9 protein-coding genes, 4 tRNA genes and 1 riboswitch are annotated in these 16,247 nt (G+C 63.9%); of the genes, 9 read left to right on the forward strand and 4 right to left on the reverse strand.

The window, feature by feature from the left end; all coding sequences use genetic code 11:
* Positions 1-605 precede the first annotated feature (605 nt).
* The 5 genes from ltrA to ACN20X_RS23225 all read left to right on the forward strand — a co-directional run bounded on the left by ltrA (position 606) and on the right by ACN20X_RS23225 (position 3,262).
* Positions 606-2,330 (forward strand): group II intron reverse transcriptase/maturase, encoded by a 1,725-nt coding sequence (gene ltrA, locus ACN20X_RS23205; protein ID WP_108499507.1) that lies wholly within the window; start codon positions 606-608, stop codon positions 2,328-2,330.
* Positions 2,331-2,454: 124 nt separating this feature from the next.
* Positions 2,455-2,539 (forward strand) — tRNA-Leu (locus ACN20X_RS23210).
* Positions 2,540-2,698: 159 nt separating this feature from the next.
* Positions 2,699-2,783 (forward strand) — tRNA-Leu (locus tag ACN20X_RS23215).
* Positions 2,784-2,937: 154 nt separating this feature from the next.
* Positions 2,938-3,022, forward strand: a tRNA-Leu gene (locus ACN20X_RS23220).
* Positions 3,023-3,177: 155 nt separating this feature from the next.
* Positions 3,178-3,262, forward strand: a tRNA-Leu gene (locus ACN20X_RS23225).
* A gap of 152 nt (positions 3,263-3,414) precedes the next feature.
* On the opposite strand, the gene ACN20X_RS23230 is transcribed toward ACN20X_RS23225, so the two are convergent.
* Complete coding sequence (locus tag ACN20X_RS23230) at positions 3,415-6,039, reverse strand: DUF349 domain-containing protein (protein WP_043792014.1); 2,625 nt, start codon at positions 6,037-6,039, stop codon at positions 3,415-3,417.
* A 154-nt stretch (positions 6,040-6,193) separates the two neighbouring features.
* Positions 6,194-10,006: a DUF748 domain-containing protein gene (locus ACN20X_RS23235; protein ID WP_016451333.1), complete on the reverse strand. Its 3,813-nt coding sequence runs from the start codon at positions 10,004-10,006 to the stop codon at positions 6,194-6,196.
* Positions 10,007-10,773: 767 nt separating this feature from the next.
* On the opposite strand from ACN20X_RS23235, the gene ACN20X_RS23240 reads away from it, so the two are divergent.
* The 3 genes from ACN20X_RS23240 to nrdR all read left to right on the forward strand — a co-directional run bounded on the left by ACN20X_RS23240 (position 10,774) and on the right by nrdR (position 13,766).
* The gene (locus ACN20X_RS23240) at positions 10,774-11,694 is read left to right on the forward strand and encodes a lytic transglycosylase domain-containing protein (protein ID WP_016447496.1); all 921 of its coding nucleotides are present in this window, start codon (positions 10,774-10,776) and stop codon (positions 11,692-11,694) included.
* 136 nt (positions 11,695-11,830) lie between these two features.
* Positions 11,831-12,006, forward strand: a riboswitch (ZMP/ZTP riboswitch).
* Between the two features lie 34 nt (positions 12,007-12,040).
* Positions 12,041-13,288: a serine hydroxymethyltransferase gene (gene glyA, locus ACN20X_RS23245; RefSeq protein WP_016447497.1), complete on the forward strand. Its 1,248-nt coding sequence runs from the start codon at positions 12,041-12,043 to the stop codon at positions 13,286-13,288.
* A 22-nt stretch (positions 13,289-13,310) separates the two neighbouring features.
* Positions 13,311-13,766, forward strand: coding sequence for a transcriptional regulator NrdR (gene nrdR / locus ACN20X_RS23250; RefSeq protein WP_012206755.1), 456 nt, complete (start codon positions 13,311-13,313; stop codon positions 13,764-13,766).
* A gap of 66 nt (positions 13,767-13,832) precedes the next feature.
* Here the strand turns inward: nrdR and aroC are convergent, their stop codons facing one another.
* Positions 13,833-14,930, reverse strand: a complete 1,098-nt coding sequence (aroC, locus tag ACN20X_RS23255; protein WP_016447498.1) for a chorismate synthase — start codon at positions 14,928-14,930, stop codon at positions 13,833-13,835.
* A 319-nt stretch (positions 14,931-15,249) separates the two neighbouring features.
* Here aroC and ACN20X_RS23260 point away from each other — a divergent pair, with 319 nt between their 5' ends.
* Complete coding sequence (locus tag ACN20X_RS23260) at positions 15,250-15,627, forward strand: helix-turn-helix domain-containing protein (protein ID WP_223275132.1); 378 nt, start codon at positions 15,250-15,252, stop codon at positions 15,625-15,627.
* A 100-nt stretch (positions 15,628-15,727) separates the two neighbouring features.
* On the opposite strand, the gene ACN20X_RS23265 is transcribed toward ACN20X_RS23260, so the two are convergent.
* Positions 15,728-16,180, reverse strand: a complete 453-nt coding sequence (locus ACN20X_RS23265) for a CBS domain-containing protein (RefSeq protein ID WP_212646536.1) — start codon at positions 16,178-16,180, stop codon at positions 15,728-15,730.
* Positions 16,181-16,247: the final 67 nt, after the last annotated feature.

Consider the following 16,247-nt stretch of genomic DNA (forward strand, 5'->3'; position numbering starts at 1 on the left):
ATGACCCTGTGTGAAGCCCACTCAACAATGAACCCCTACTTCGGTAGCAGCTACGCCCGCGAGGGTGTAACTGGAAGCTGCCAGCAGAAAGGCGGCCAAGGGAGCTAGGCTAGTTCCATATGGGCAACATAAGTGAACCATCGTCAGAACCTGGGTGAAGATTGAACGGCCAAATCTGCTGATAGGCCGTAACCAAAAGGTGCGCTGCTGGCTATTCCTGTGGAAAGTGGGAATACGTCGTCAAAATGCAGCCCCAGGAAAGATGGGTCCTAAATGGAGAGATCGAAGCGGCGCAAACCGCCAAGATCGGTAGATCAGGGAACGTGGTAAGCCCCACCACCCGCCTGCGTGCTTCGGCACGCAGGCAGGGAAGCCGCAAGGCAACCTGTTGGATGAGGGGGTATGGGATGGTGGAAAAAGCGAACGGCTGCCTGTAACGGGTGGCATAGGGGTTCCAACTTTGCCCCAACGCGAAAGCGTGCAAACTTCCACTTGGTGCAACCGTCGCGAGACGGCTGTCTAAGTTCAATCGACCCCGAAGGGATGCTCAATTCCCCTTCGGGGGAGAAGTGCGTCCTCGATGGGTCTAACTCAAAGAGGAAAGCATGAGAAAACTTGCTGGCAACAGCGAGCCTGCATCCTCACGCGAACCCGCCAACTGGCACGCCATTGACTGGCAGCGAGTTGAAAGGTTTGTGCGAACGATGCAGCAAAAGATCGCGAAGGCGACGCAAGAACAGGATTGGCGGCGGGTGAAAGCCCTCCAACGATCCTTGATCCACTCGCACTCCGCCAGAGCTCTGGCGGTAAGGCGGGTGACCGAAAACCAAGGCAAGCGAACGGCAGGGGTCGATCGCCAACTTTGGGACACTCCGCTCCTGAAATGGGCGGCAATCGGTTTGTTGAAACAGCAACGAGGGTATAGGCCCCTGCCCTTGCGGCGGGTCTACATCCCAAAATCGAACGGGAAGGAGCGCCCCCTGGGCATTCCAACCATGTTCGACCGGGCCATGCAGGCACTTCACCTGCTAGGACTAGAGCCCGTGGCGGAAAGCACGAGCGACCCGAACTCCTATGGGTTCAGGAGAAATCGCTCCACGGCCGATGCCATGGGCCAGATATTCGTCTGCACATCCAAAAAGGCTTCGGCCCCATGGGTGCTGGAGGCGGACATCCGAGGCTGTTTCGACCACATCAATCACGACTGGCTGGTGCGCCACGTCCCCACGGACAAGGCAATCCTGCGCAAGTGGCTGAAAGCCGGGGTGATCCACCAGGGTCACTTCTCGCCGACTGACGAAGGAACGCCGCAAGGCGGCATCATTTCGCCAACCTTGGCGAACATGTGTCTGAACGGGCTCGAATCCGGCTTGGCCGCGCACCTCAAAGCGCGGTTCAGGTCTCGCGCCTTGAAGCTGAAAGTCAATGTAATCCGGTACGCAGACGATTTCGTCATCACCGGCGACTCCAAGGAGTTGCTGGAGACAGAAGTCAGGCCGTGGATCGAAGCATTCCTCGCACAACGAGGGTTGCAACTGTCGCCGGAGAAGACAAGGGTCGCCCACATTGATGACGGCTTCAACTTTCTGGGGTGGAATTTCCGCAAGTACGCGGGAAAACTACTCATCAAACCAAGCAAGAAGAACGCGCAAGCGCTCTACAGCAAGGTCAGGGAGATCGTAAAGACACATGCGATGGTGAAGCAGGAGGATCTCATCGCCAAACTGAACCCTATCCTTCGGGGCTGGGCGCAGTACCACCATCCGGTGGTGGCAAAAGAAACCTTCAACAAGATGGACAACTTGATCTACTGGCGGCTTGTCCGCTGGGCGAGACGGCGCCATCCAAACAAGTCCCCGAAGTGGTGTGCGAACCGTTACTGGCAGCGCATCAACGAGAGGAATGAGTTCGCTGCAACCGTCAAGACGGCAGAAGGTCCATTCACGAAAAAGCTGTTGAAGCTCGCGGATACAGAGATCGTGAGGCACGAGAAGATCAAGGCGGACTACAACCCCTTCGATCCATCGTGGGAAGCGTACGGCGAAAAATTGAGGACGAAGCGCATGCTGCGAAGCATCGCGTACAGGGCCGAAACAACTATGCTGTATGTGTCCCAGGCGGGGCAGTGTGCACTTTGCGCACAGCCCTTGGACTACGAGAGCGGATGGCACGACCACCACATTGTTCGCAAAGTGGATGGCGGGTCGGATGCTCTCTACAACCGGGTGCTACTGCACCCGGTCTGCCACATCAGACTGCACGCCTTGGGTCTGACGGTAGCGAAACCGGCCCCACATGGGGCTTCGAGTCCGAAGAAGGCGAAAACTTAGGGTACAATCTGAGTCTTCGCACAATACGGACAGTGTTGTGCTTGAGCCGGATGCGGTGAAAGTCGCAAGTCCGGTTCTTAGGGGGGGATGGTTCAGTAATGAACTGTCCCTACCCTCCTGAGATGCCCAGGTGGCGGAATTGGTAGACGCACTAGTTTCAGGTACTAGCGGGTAACTCCGTGGAGGTTCGAGTCCTCTCCTGGGCACCAAGTTTAACGACAACCTGCAGAGGTTGCGGTGAACTGAGGAACTATCTTCACAAGAAGGTGGCTCCCTGGCTTCATGACTTGGCCGATCACAGTCTCAAGAAAAAATCGAAGATCAGGACTTCGCTGCAAAAAAATGCAGTAGAATTTCAGCTTCAGCAAGCCCAGGTGGCGGAATTGGTAGACGCACTAGTTTCAGGTACTAGCGGGTAACTCCGTGGAGGTTCGAGTCCTCTCCTGGGCACCAAACATGAAAAGGCCGTTGCACATGCAACGGCCTTTTTCTTTGCCGTTTCCGAAAAGCGACGTCACGCGCCTCTCGCCAGAAAAATTTCACGAAAATCTTTGCAAACCTGCCCGGCACATCGCTTTCGCGCTATATAATTTGCGTACTCTGAAATGCCCAGGTGGCGGAATTGGTAGACGCACTAGTTTCAGGTACTAGCGGGTAACTCCGTGGAGGTTCGAGTCCTCTCCTGGGCACCAAACATGAAAAGGCCGTTGCACATGCAACGGCCTTTTTCTTTGTCGATCCCGATAGTCGACGGGCCCGCGCTTCACACCGCAAAAAGTTCACGAAAATCTTTGCAAGCCGGCCCGGCACGTCGCTTTCGCGCTATATAATTTGCGTACTCTGAAATGCCCAGGTGGCGGAATTGGTAGACGCACTAGTTTCAGGTACTAGCGGGTAACTCCGTGGAGGTTCGAGTCCTCTCCTGGGCACCAAACATGAAAAGGCCGTTGCAAATGCAACGGCCTTTTTGCTTGGGTGCGTACACGGATGCCTCCATCCCAAGCACCATCAGGTATCGGCAGGGTCAAAAAAAAGGGAGCCGACGGCTCCCTTTCTTGACGATGAGGGTCTCAACCCCACCCCGTCACTTGCGCAGCAGTTGCTTGAGCACGTTCTGCAGGCGGCGTGCGGTGGCGTCATCGCGTGCCGATGCCAGCACCCGCGCGGCATCGCTGCCCCAGGTTTCCTGCGGGGCCGGATCGTTGCGGCGCGTCAGCAGTTGCAGCTGCAGGGCACGGCGGGCGCTCAGATGCTCTGCAGGCGTGGGCACGTCGGCAGCCATTTCAAGGCGCAGCAGGGCTTCACCCGCATCACCCTTGGGCGCCTGGGCCAGTGCCTGCGACCAGGCGTTGCGCACTTGCGCAGACACGCGACCGCCGAGCTGCTGGGCCGCCGGAATCTGCGTAGCGTCACGCGATTCCCAGGCCGCCATCAGCTGGGTCAGCGCTTCGCCATGGGCCTGGGCCGCGAGCTTGCGCAGAGCGTCCTGCGCATGCTCCATGGCTTCACGCTGGGCACGGAAGGCCGGATCGGCCAGGCGCGGACCGCGCTCTTCACGCGGTTCGCGGCCAAAGCGGCCATTGTCACGGTTGTCGCGTCCGTCCCTTCCATCGCGGCCACGGCCACCGTCGCGGCGGTCGCCAGGACGGGCAGCGCGCGCACCACCCTCTTCCTTCTTCATGCCGGGACGATCATCCCCGCGCACGGCAACCACGGGGCGCACCGGCGCCGGCTTCGCTTGCGATTCTTCCGAGCCGGCCGCAGCCACTGGCGCCTGTTCCGGCTGGGCAGCGTTGACGGAGGCATCGGCACGGCCGCGCAGCGCCTGCTCCAGAGCCTCCACCGCAGCGCGGATTTGCTGCACGTCACCCGATGTGTTGGCAGCTTCCACGGCCTGCGAAGCCTCCAGTACGCGGCGGTCATGGTCGCTGAGCTGCACGGCTGCGGCCCGGGAACCACGCTCGCTGCCCTTGCGGTTGAAAGCCTCGTCCAGGGGCTTGCGGAAGGCGTCCCACAGCTTTTGCTCGTGCTTGCGATCCAGCGGCACGGCCTGTGCCTCGGCCTGCCAGCGCTGCTGCAGTGCCTTGACGGCATCGATGCGCAGGCTGGGTGCGGCGCCCAGCGCCGTGGCCTCGTCGATCATGGCGTGGCGGCGCTGCAGGCTGGCCTTTTGCGCAGCATGCAGCGGAGCCTCGGCCAGGGCCATGGCCTGCTTGAACTGGGGCTGCAGCTCGGCAAACAGTTTTTCACCGATATGACCGCTCTCGCGCCAGCGTTCAGCGAACTGGCGCAATGCGCGGGCCGCACCCTTGAGATCTTCGCTGGCGGCCTGCTGCGCTGCCCAGGCCTTGATCTCTTCGATCAGCGCCAGGCGCTGTGCCTTGGACTGGGTGGTTTCCGTGCGCAGCTTGTCGTGCCAGGACTCGACCACCTTGTGGGCCGCGTTGCAGGCTTCGTCAAACTTCTTCCAGAGAGCGTGGTTGGCCGCGCTGCCCTGGTCGGCCAGCTTCCACTGCTCACGCAGGCTGCGCAGGGATTCCTGGATCTTGCGACCGCCCAGCGCCTGGCCTTCAGGACGGTTCAGCAGAGCTTCCGCCTTGGCAACCAGCTCCTCACGCAGCTTGTCTGCGTTCTGGCGCGGCCAGCCTTCGGCTTCGCCTGCTGCCAAGAGGGCCTCGTGCACCTTGGTGACCAGTGCGTCGTCCACCAGACGACCATGGGCCTTGATGGCGGCACGCACGGCTTGCACGGCAGCGGAGCCAGCCTTGCTTTCGCCAGCAGCCGTCTCGGCCTGGAGCTGTTCCAGCGCCTGGGTCAGGGCAGCGCTGGCGGCAGCCACCTGCTCAGGCGACGTCTTGGCCTTGGGCTGCGCTGCGCTGCGGCCGGCAGGCGCTGGCTTGGACGGCTCGGCGGCCGCTGCCTCGGGAGGCAGGCCACGCGCCACACGCAGTTCATCGGCCCACACGGGCACGGTGGGCAGCGGGGCTGCTTCGTCCGCTGCGGCGGCCTCGGTCAGCGCAAGGGCAGACTGGAACGCATCCCAGACAAGGATCAGCTGTGCGCTGGCGGCTTCCAGCTGGGGCGGGAAGCGTCCATCCACGCTGGCCCAGTTGGCATCGCCGGTGAGCTCGCCGGCCTGCTCCTGCCAGCGGGCCACGTCGGCGCGCAGGTTGTCGAGCACAGCCTGGGCGTCGCGCCATGGCTTGGTGGACAGGACTTCGATGCGCTGGGCCAGCAAGACAGCCACTTCGCGCTGGACCTGCACGCGATGCTGCAGTTCCTCGATGGCCTTGACGCGCTCGGCCAGTTGGGCCTTGTACTGCGACAGCGGCTCACGCGACAGCGGGGCGCCTGCCTTGGCGGCGTCGCGCTGCCAGGCGATGGCGTCGGCGGCATTGAAGGGCGATGCGACCAGCAGTGCCTGGGCCTTTTCAGCCCATTCCACTGCGATCTTTTCCTGGTCCTTGGTGCGGCGGATTTCATCCAGACGCTCACGCACGGCGCGGGCCGCGCTCTTGTCGCGCGCGCTCAGCTCCTTGAGGACGTCCTGCAATTGCTCGACCGAAGGCTGGGTTGCCAGCCAGTCGCGGATGCGCGAGGCGCGATCACCCGAGGTTTCGGCGGAGAAGGCACCGCCCGTGAGCACATCCAAGGGGTGTTGTTCAGGATTCTTGGCAGAAGCAGGGCTCACTTCAGGTGCATCGGACATGGTGCTGCGGGGGGAAAGAGAAGACATGAATCAATCGTTGAATGCCTGGCTGCCGCGGGCCGCCAGACGCGGCCGGCCGGGCTGCATGCGGGCATGCTAGCCGGGCCGGGAAAACCATATTCTCGCCGTTATTTGAAGCGGAGCCAAAACCGGGCTACTGTGCGGACAGGCTGAGCTGGGCGCGCGGGCTCCATTCCTGGTCGTCGGAATCCAGTTTCGGGGCCCCGAGAAACAGGCGCTCGAGCGGCAACTGCTGCTGCGCCAGATAGTCGCGAACGGCCACGCCGCGCGCCAGCGCCAGCTCGCGCATGGCATCGTCGGGCACGGTGATCTGCTCCAGCAGCAGGCTGCGCATCTGGTCGGTGGGCAAGTCCTTGGCCATGCCGATGACATTGCGCGGCTTGGCAAAGTCGGCACGGCTGTAAAGCGCCTTGGTCAAAGCCGGCACTTCGGCAGCAGACAACTCGGTCACCGATTCTGCCGATTTGCCCTCGCGCAGCACCTGGCGGCGTTTCTGGGCCAGCAACAGGCGGTCGAGTTCGGCCTGCTTCCAGGCCTCCTTGTCCTGGGCCTCGCGCGCCTCGCCGATCACGGTAAGCCTGAGGGCCGGGCGCTCCTTGAGGGAGGCGACCACCTTGTCCAGGCTTTCGCGGGCCTTGGCATCGATCTGGGATCGGCCCGGCGCAAAGGCCACCACGCCCGACTCGCCGCTGCCGCCAAATGCGCCCGACAGCAGCGAGAACGGCGAGGTGACGGCCTTCATGATCAGGTTGCCGATGATCTTGAAGATGACTGGCGCCAACCTGAATTGCGGGTCGTTGAGCGAGCCGCTGACCGGCAGGTCCAGGTCGATGACGCCGTTGCGGTCGGCCAGCAATGCCACGGCCAGGCGCACGGGCAGCGAGGCCGGCGCACCTTCGACGGCTTCGCCGAAGGTGAGCTGGTGCAGCACCAGCTTGTTGCGCGCCGTGAGCTGGCCATCGGGCTCGATCTTGTAGCTGACATCCATGCTGAGCTTGCCGCGCTCGATGCCATGGCCCGCGTACTTGATGGAGTACGGCGACAGCGGCGGCAGTTCCAGGTCGCGCATCTGGGCGCGTATGTCCAGGGCCAGCGGCTTGGCCAGCGGATTGACCTGCCCGGTGATCTCCAGCGAAGCCGTGCCCTGGGCGCGGCCGCGCAGCTCCACATCCGCCAGTTGCGGCCCCTGCTCCCCGGCCGGCTGTTCGGACGAGAAGGCGCTCAGGCGGCCGGCCAGCTCGCTGAGGTCAGCCGAGTAGTTGGGCTGGATGAAGTAGTCGGAGAACTGCACCTTGCCGCCCGTCAGCACGATGGGGCCGATCTTGATGACCGGTGCAGGCCCGGAAGCGGCCTTCGGCGGGACCGGCTCGGCAGGAGCCGCCGCGCCATCCGCAGCCGGCGCGGTGTTTTGCTCCAGGGACTGCTGAGACTGGGCCGACTTGACGATGTCCTGCAGATTGATGCGGCCATTGCGCTGCACGATCACGCGTGCAAAGAAGTCGCTGAGCGCCGTCTCGCGCACGCTCAGGCGCAGCGGCTGGGCGGGCTGCATCTGCAGGTCCAGGCCACGCACGGCCAAGGTTTTCCAGGCGACGAGTTCATCGCGCAGGCCCAGGCCCAAGGCAGCCGATCGAGCCTTGGCCCGGTCGGCCGTGGATTCGCTGAGCACGGCTGCCACGGCGCCTGCAGCCGTGCTGGGTGCGCCCTGCACCGCAGCCTCACCACCGGCTTGCACGGGCGAGGCCAGCGCGGAACGCATGCGCAGATCCACCAGTTCGACATCGCCCTGCACCATCAGCTCGGGGCCGGCAGGCTGGCTGGCAAAGCGCAGCTGACCCAGGAAATTGCCATCGGCGCGCACCAGCTCCACATTGAGCATGTCGGCAAAGTAGGGCTCCAGCGCGTGCAGCGGCAGGCTGCGCGCCTGCAGCCTGCCCTGAAGCGACAGTGGCGCCAGTCCCAGATCGCCGCGCAGGCTCAGCGAGCCTGCCTGGACACGCCGGCCCGAGCCGACCTGGGCGGACAGCTCCAGCGGCGTGGGAGCGGACTTGGCCGCCAGCGGCTCGATGGCGCCCAGGCGCAGGCGCAGCGAACTCAGATCCAGGGACACGGTGCGCGCCGAATCGGCGTTGCGCACGGGCGCTTCGTCACGCAGCGCAACGGCGCCACCGTCCACTTCCACGGCCTGCAGCCTCAGACCCCAGGGCCTGGGCTTGTCCTTGGCGGGGTCCGGCGTCGCAGGTGCCGAGGATGCGGGTGGCAGCCATTGCTCATACATCCACCGGCCCTGGGCGTCGCGCGACACGCCCAGCTGCGGCTTTTGCAGCGCCAGGCGCCCCACGGAAACCTGCTGGCTGGCCAGATTGACCTGTACCTGCTCCAGCTGCAGGCGCGCGATGTCGACCGGCGCGGCCTTGTCCTTGAGGCTCAACTGCTCCACGCCCAGCTCGGCCACCTGCACCACCATGGCGGAGCCGCTCCAACCCAGGCCGGCGTCGGTGCTCAGCAGGCCGGTCAGCTCCGGCCTGAGATGGGCAGACAGATACGGCGCCGCCAGTTGCAGAGGCAATTGCCGCGCGGAGACGGCCAGTTGCCCCTGCCTGTCGGTCATGGCGCCGCTCAGCCTCAGTTCGGCAGGTTTTGCACCCTCTCCTGCCGCTGCAGACTGCACCTGCATGCCGGCATCAAATTGCAAAGGCTGCTGCAGCGGCCAGCGGACATCGCGCACTTCCAATGACAGCTGGCGCGCCTGCAGCGCCGCACCCGACTGGCCTGCGCCGGGCGACGCATCGCGCCAATGCACCGTGGCATCGGAAACGGCCAGCCTGTCCAGGCTCACCCTCCAGGGCTGGGGCGCATCGGAGGCAGGCTTTTCCACTGCCGGCCTGGAATCGGAGGCAGAGCGACTGCCCATCGCCATCCAGTTGATGCGGCCTTGCGCATCACGGGCCGCGAAAATCTCTGGAGAGTTCCACTGCACGGACTCCAGCTCCACCACCGACTGCAGGGGCTGAACGTTCTTGAGCACGGCCGCCAGGCGCTCGAAACGCAGCAGGGGCGCCTCATCGCGGTCAAGCAACTCGGCACCGGACAGGCTGACCTCGCCGGTGATCCGCACCACGGCCTGCTCGGCCTGCTCAAAGGAGATGTGCAGATTGGTATCCAGCACGCCGGAGCGGGGCTTGACGGGAGCATTGGCGGGCACATAGCCCAGGTAAGGCGTCAGGTCCACGCCCTGCCAGCTCAGATCGACGGCCGTCTGGCGCTGGTCGGTGAAAGGCGTGCTCTGGGCACTGGATTCAAAGCGGCTGCCGTTGAGCGCGAAGGACAGGTGCGGCAGCACCTTGATCTCGCGCTTGGACTCCAGATTGCTGATGAACGGCAGCTTCAGCTGCAGCTGATCCAGCATGTGCTCACGCTGCTGGACATCGTCCTGCAATTGCACGCGGCCGTCGCGCAGCGCAATGTTGTACAGCGCAAAGCCCAAGGGCTTGGCCGGCGGCGTATCGCTGGGCTCGGCCAGCCGGGCCAGCACATCATCCACATCGAAGTGCCCCAGGCTCTGCTGCGTGAGGCGCAGCACCGGCGCATCGACCTCGATGGCATCCAGGACAGGCGCCAGCCTGAAGAGGGACTGGATACTGGCATTCACATAGATGCGGTCGACCTGCAGCTGTGGCGACGACGGCGCGGGTTCTGCCTGCCCTGCGCCCGCCTGCTGGCTTTTGGCAATGCGCAGATCACGCAGGGTCAGCTCCAGCGACCAGGGCCGGAACTCCACTGCCCCCACATGGACCTGGCGACCCAGCTTGGCCGATGCCTGCTTTTCCAGCTGGCTTTTGGCGACAACGGGCACCAGCGCCCACAGCAGCAGCCACAGCAAAAGAAACGCTGCAAAGGCGATGGCCAGCCTGCGCAGCCAGCGGTGCTTGAAGAGAAGTTGCATGGGGCTCTAATAACTAGTACGGCGCCATCCTGGACAGAGGACGCAGCGGTGGCTGCATTGCATCAGAAATTGGGCTGGCAGCAAGACCTCAACCCGCATCACCGCACATTTCTTGACGTTGCAGTCACCCTGGAACGACAAAGCCCGGAAGCCTTGAACCGGCTTCCGGGCTTTACGGCAGGCACAAGTCCTGGCCGTTTTCCGCAGTCAAGGAGAGGATGGTCCTTGCTGCTCGGAAGCAAGAGATTGCTTCCAGGAAGGCCGCGGAAGAAGACTTGAACGACTGTGCCCGAACCATCGAACACCACTTTTACCCGTCTTCCACCTTGGCGAGACGACTGCAGGAGCAGTCGCCTCCAATATAGAAGGATGCAGGCCAGGCCTGCCAGTGCTTTTGCATTTCATTGCAATTTCATGAAGCCCTGTACAACCGCCGCAAGCGCCCCACATCGGTAGCACGCAACCTGCTCTCAAACACTCAGAAACTGTGTTTGCATCCATGGTTTGTTATTATTCATCGATCTAACAAACGCACTTCATAGTGTTGACCGTGTATTTGGTGAACTCCTAGAATCCGCCAGCGCTCGAATAGAGCGTTTTTTGTTTCTGCTGCCTCACGACTGAGCAGATCCCGCAGGCCTACAACGCAATGGTGCACCAAGCGCCAGCCTCCCGGATCCGCAGCACCCAATCCAGGGTGTCAGCCTCACCGGCCTTCGCTTCGGCGAAGGCCGTTTCGGGTTGGTGCCCCTAGAAAGGAAAAAGCTATGCCAGCGTCAGGAAAATTTTTCGCCGCCGCGCGAACGTTCGCCATCGATGTGGCCAACGGTTTTCTTGCCATCATCCACAACAGCTTCGCCCTTCTGGGCCTGGCTGTGGCCTTCCTGGCCATTACCTTGTTCGCCCGTCCCGACCTGCGCGATGCCGGAGAGAGCCAGCTGCGCTCCTGGCTGACCGCTCGCCAGATGGCCGAGCTGGGTGCGCCCGTCGAACTCGCGGCCAGCGACCGCGCGACGGCGACCAACCCGAAGAACCTGCCCAAGGATCAGGCGGCCGTGGCCTTCTGGCTCAGCAAGAAGTACCGCGTGGCGCCCGAGCCCATCGCGGCACTGGTCAGCGAGGCCTACGACCTGGGCAAGGTCAACCGCCTGGACCCGACGCTGATCCTGGCCATCATGGCCATCGAGTCCAGCTTCAATCCGTTCGCGCAAAGTGCTGTCGGCGCGCAGGGCCTGATGCAGGTGATGACCACGGTGCATACCGACAAGTACGAGAACTTCGGCGGCCAGAACGCCGCGTTCGACCCCGTCAGCAATCTGCGCGTGGGCGTGCGCGTGCTCAAGGAGTGCATTGAGCGCGCCGGCTCCATCGAAGGTGGCCTGCGCTACTACGTGGGCGCGGCCAACCTGCCCACCGACGGCGGCTATGCCGCCAAGGTGCTGGCCGAGCACCAGCGCCTGCGCATGGCCGCCGGCCTGCGTGCCGTGCCGCTGATGACCGCCAAGATCGAGCAGCCCAAGCAGGCCGTCCAGATCGCAGCCACCAAGCCGGCCACATCCACGGCCGAGGCAGCCGGACCTGCGGCCTCGGCTGCGTCCGCTGGCACCCCGGCAGTGCCGGTCAGCTCGAGCAGCATGTCCGCGCGCACCGAACAGGTGGCCCTGCAGACACAGGAGCCGGCGCTGTAACCGGAACCACCGACATGGCGCACGAAGCTGGCTAAGGCCAGCTTTTTTCATTCCTGCCTGTACCCGCTGATCTGCCAGGCAGGCGGCTTTGCCAACGCCCCTCGCCTGTCTTCGGCTCCATCAGCTCAGCTACACTAGCGGGGTACGCAACTGGCGATAGGCGCAGCCGTTTCACGCACCGCTGCCGCTGACGTGGAAACCAGCAGAAGGCCTGAAAAGAACCACCTTCTGTGAACCACCGGGGAGCGTACCGCCCAGCCTCCATGCGCACGCGGGATCTGGAGTGTTCCGCCGTTCGCCTGGGCAGCCCTTGGCCTCAAGGGAATTTCAAGTTCACAGGACTGCCATGTTTCAACGCACCAATACCGTCGAGAAGGTCGACGCCGAAGTCTTTGCCGCCATCCAGGCCGAGAACCTGCGTCAACAAGAACATATCGAGCTGATCGCCAGCGAGAACTACTGCTCGCCCGCCGTGATGGAAGCCCAGGGCTCCCAGCTCACCAACAAGTACGCCGAAGGCTACCCGGGCAAGCGCTACTACGGCGGCTGCGAGAACGTCGATGTGGTCGAGCAGCTTGCCATCGACCGTGTCAAGAAGCTGTTCGGCGCCGAAGCCGCCAACGTTCAGCCCAACTCCGGCTCCCAGGCCAACCAGGCCGTGCTGATGGCCTTTGCCAAGCCCGGCGACACCATCATGGGCATGAGCCTGGCCGAAGGCGGCCACCTGACGCACGGCATGCCGCTGAACATGTCGGGCAAGTGGTTCAACGTAGTCTCCTACGGCCTGAACGCCGAAGAAGCCATCGACTACGACAAGATGGAAGCGCTGGCGCGCGAGCACAAGCCCCGCATCATCGTGGCCGGCGCATCGGCCTACGCCCTGGCCATCGACTTCGAGCGCTTCGCCAAGATCGCAAAGGAAGTCGGCGCCATCTTCTGGGTGGACATGGCCCACTACGCCGGCCTGATCGCCGCGGGCGTGTACCCCAACCCCGTGCCCCACGCCGACGTGGTCACCACCACCACGCACAAGAGCCTGCGCGGCCCGCGCGGCGGCGTGATCCTGATGAAGGCCGAGCATGAGAAGGCCATCAACAGCGCCATCTTCCCCGGCCTGCAAGGCGGCCCGCTGATGCACGTCATCGCCGGCAAGGCCGTGGCCTTCAAGGAAGCACTGTCTCCCGAGTTCAAGGCCTACCAGGAGCAGGTCGTGAAGAATGCCAAGGTCGTCGCCGAAACGCTGACGGCCCGCGGCCTGCGCATCGTCTCCGGCCGCACGGAAAGCCACGTCATGCTGGTGGACCTGCGCGCCAAGGGCATCACCGGCAAGGCGGCAGAAGCCGCACTGGGTGCCGCCCACATGACGATCAACAAGAACTCCATCCCCAACGACCCCGAAAAGCCGATGGTCACCAGCGGCATCCGCGTGGGCACGCCCGCCATGACCACGCGCGGCTTCAAGGAAGAGGAAGCCCGCCTGACGGCCAACCTGCTGGCCGACGTGCTGGAGAACCCCAGCGACGAAGCCAACCTGGCCCGCGTGCGCGCCCAGGTGGCCGAGCTGACGGCCCGCTTCCCGGTCTACGGCGCCTGATTTGAGCGCATAGAGGCCTGCCATGAAGTGCCCGTTCTGCAGCCACCCGGACACCCAGGTCGTGGAGACCCGTGAGGCCGAGGATGGGGGCTTCATCCGCCGCCGCCGCCAATGCGGCGGCTGCGACAAGCGCTTCACCACCTATGAGCGGCCCGAGGTCAGCTTCCCCGCCATCGTCAAGAAGGACGGGCGGCGCATCGAGTACGAGCGCGCCAAGCTGCTGGGTTCGTTCAAGATTGCGCTGCGCAAGCGTCCCGTGAGCACGGAGCAGATCGATGCCGCCATCGAGCGCATCGAGGAACGGCTGCGCAACCTGGGCGAGCGCGAAGTGCTCTCCAGCCGCCTGGGCGAGATGGTGATGCGCGAGCTCAAGCTGCTCGACAAGGTCGGCTACATCCGCTACGCCAGCGTCTACCGCAGCTTCGAGGACGTGGACGACTTCAAGAACGTCATGGATGAAGTCCGCAATCCCGGCTGATCAGGCCGGCAGGACACAAGAAAGCCGCCCTTGGGCGGCTTTCTCTTTGGCGTCCTGGCAGCGCTTTCAGGGCGCCGCGGCAGGAATCGGCGCCAGGCCTGAATCGACGTCGCCGCACTGGGCGCGGTGGCGCAGGGCGTGGTCCATCACCACCAGGGCCAGCAACGCTTCGGCGATGGGCGCGGCGCGGATGCCCACGCAGGGGTCATGGCGACCCTTGGTGATGACTTCGGTGCTCTGGCCCTGGGTGTCGATGGACTCGCGCGGCGTGATGATGGAGCTGGTGGGCTTGATGGCGATGCGCACCTCCAGATCCTGGCCCGTGCTGATGCCGCCCACGATGCCACCGGCGTTGTTGCTGCGAAAACCTTCAGGACTCAGCGAGTCGCCGTGCGTGGTGCCGCGCTGGACCACGCTGTCGAAGCCCGCGCCGATCTCCACGGCCTTGACGGCGTTCAGGCCCATCATGGCGTAGGCGACGTCGGCATCGAGGCGGTCATACAGCGGCTGGCCCAGGCCCACCGGCATGCCACTGGCCTGCACGCGCAGCGCGGCGCCGCAGGAGTCGCCCGACTTGCGCAGCGCATCCATGTATTCCTCGTAGCGGGACACATCGGCCACCGGCGCAAAGAAGGGATTGTTGCGCACATGCTCCCAGCTCTCGAAGGGCAGCGACAGCTCGCCCACCTGGGTCATGCAGGCGCGGAACTCGGTGCCGAATTTTTCCTTGAGCCACTTCTTGGCCACGGCGCCGGCCGCCACCGTGGGCGCCGTCAGCCGTGCGGAGGAGCGGCCGCCGCCGCGCGGATCACGGATGCCGTACTTCTGGAAGTAGGCGTAGTCGGCATGGCCGGGACGAAAGCTTTGCGCAATGTTGGAGTAGTCCTTGCTGCGCTGGTCGGTATTGCGGATCAGCAAAGCGATCGGCGTGCCCGTGGTACGGCCTTCGTAGACGCCCGAGAGGATTTCCACCGCGTCCGGCTCGTTGCGCTGCGTCACGAACTTGCTGGTGCCGGGGCGGCGGCGGTCCAGGTCGTGCTGGATGTCCGCCTCGCTCAGTGCCATGCCAGGCGGGCAACCGTCGATGACGCAGCCGATGGCCGGGCCATGCGATTCGCCGAAGTTGGTGACAGTGAATAGGGTTCCGAAGGTGTTGCCGCTCATAGGCCGATGATTATGCCCGGGTCGCCCCCAGGCGCCGCTCCCGCTGCAGCGGTGCATTGCGCAGGCAGCCATCTCCCGCAAAGAAACAATAAAACTATCAAATTACAAATATTGATAGCTAGAATTACAGAACATTGTTCTTCAACCGCCTGCGGACCATCCCTCAGGCACCAGCCGCAACTTGCGGGAGATTCGTGAAATGCAGACCTCTTCCGGCTCAACGCAACGCCAGGATCGCAGCGATCCTGCGAGCAGCACTCCACCGCCCTCACCCATCCTTCAACAGGATGCCGGTGACCAGAATCTTCACCCCACCCTGATGACCATGCTGCTGGTCTCAGCCAGGCCCGATGATTTCAGAACCCGCAACCGGCTTGCCCAGGCCAAGCAGTACATGCGGGCCCGGCTGGATGACCCCGAGCTCAAGCCCCTGCAGGTGGCCCAGGGCCTGGGCATGTCGCTGCGCAGCCTGGCGCGCCTGTTCGCCACCGAGGGACTGACTCCCAGCCGCTGGCTCTGGAACGAGCGCCTGGCCCAGGCCCACCTGCTGCTGCAGGCCGACAATGCGCGGCGCGTGACCGATGTGGCGATGGCCTGCGGCTTCACCAGTTTCTCGCACTTCAGCCGCGTCTTCAGGCAGGCCTATGCCGTGCCGCCCAGCGCCTTGCTCAAGCCCCGGCGCAGCAGCGTGCATTGAACGGGCTTGCGCCCGGCCGTAAAAAACCAAGGCCTGCGCCGCGTTCTGCGGTCGCAGGCCTTGCTGCATGGGCAGGGACGGTCTTGCCGCGACCGGATGATCAGTCCGTGCCCTGGCGCTCGCCTTCGGGCCAGTCGCGGATATAGGCCTTGAGCATGCGGTTCTCGAAGTTCTGGCTGTCCACCACGGCCTTGGCCACGTCGTACAGGCTGATCACGCCCATCAGCATGCGCTTGTCCATCACCGGCATGTAGCGCGCATGGCGGTCCAGCATCATGCGGCGCACCTCGTCCATGTCGGTTTCCATGGTGCAGGTCATGGGAGCGTCGTCCATGGCCGAGCGCACCAGCGTCTCGCCCACGCCGCCGTGCTTGACAAAGCCCTGGATCACTTCGCGGAAGGTCAGCATGCCGACCACGTCGCCGTGCTCCATGACCACGAGGGAGCCTATATCGCGCTCGGACATCACCTGCACCGCGCTGGCCAGGCTTTCGTCCGGCGACACCGTGTAGAGGGTGTTGCCCTTGACGCGCAGGATGTCACTTACTTTCATGCCGTATCTCCAAGATTGTCTGTGTCGCCGTGGTTGCGGCAAGCCCATGTCTGTCGGGAAATATAGC

This window comes from Delftia sp. PX-1, assembly GCF_055797465.1.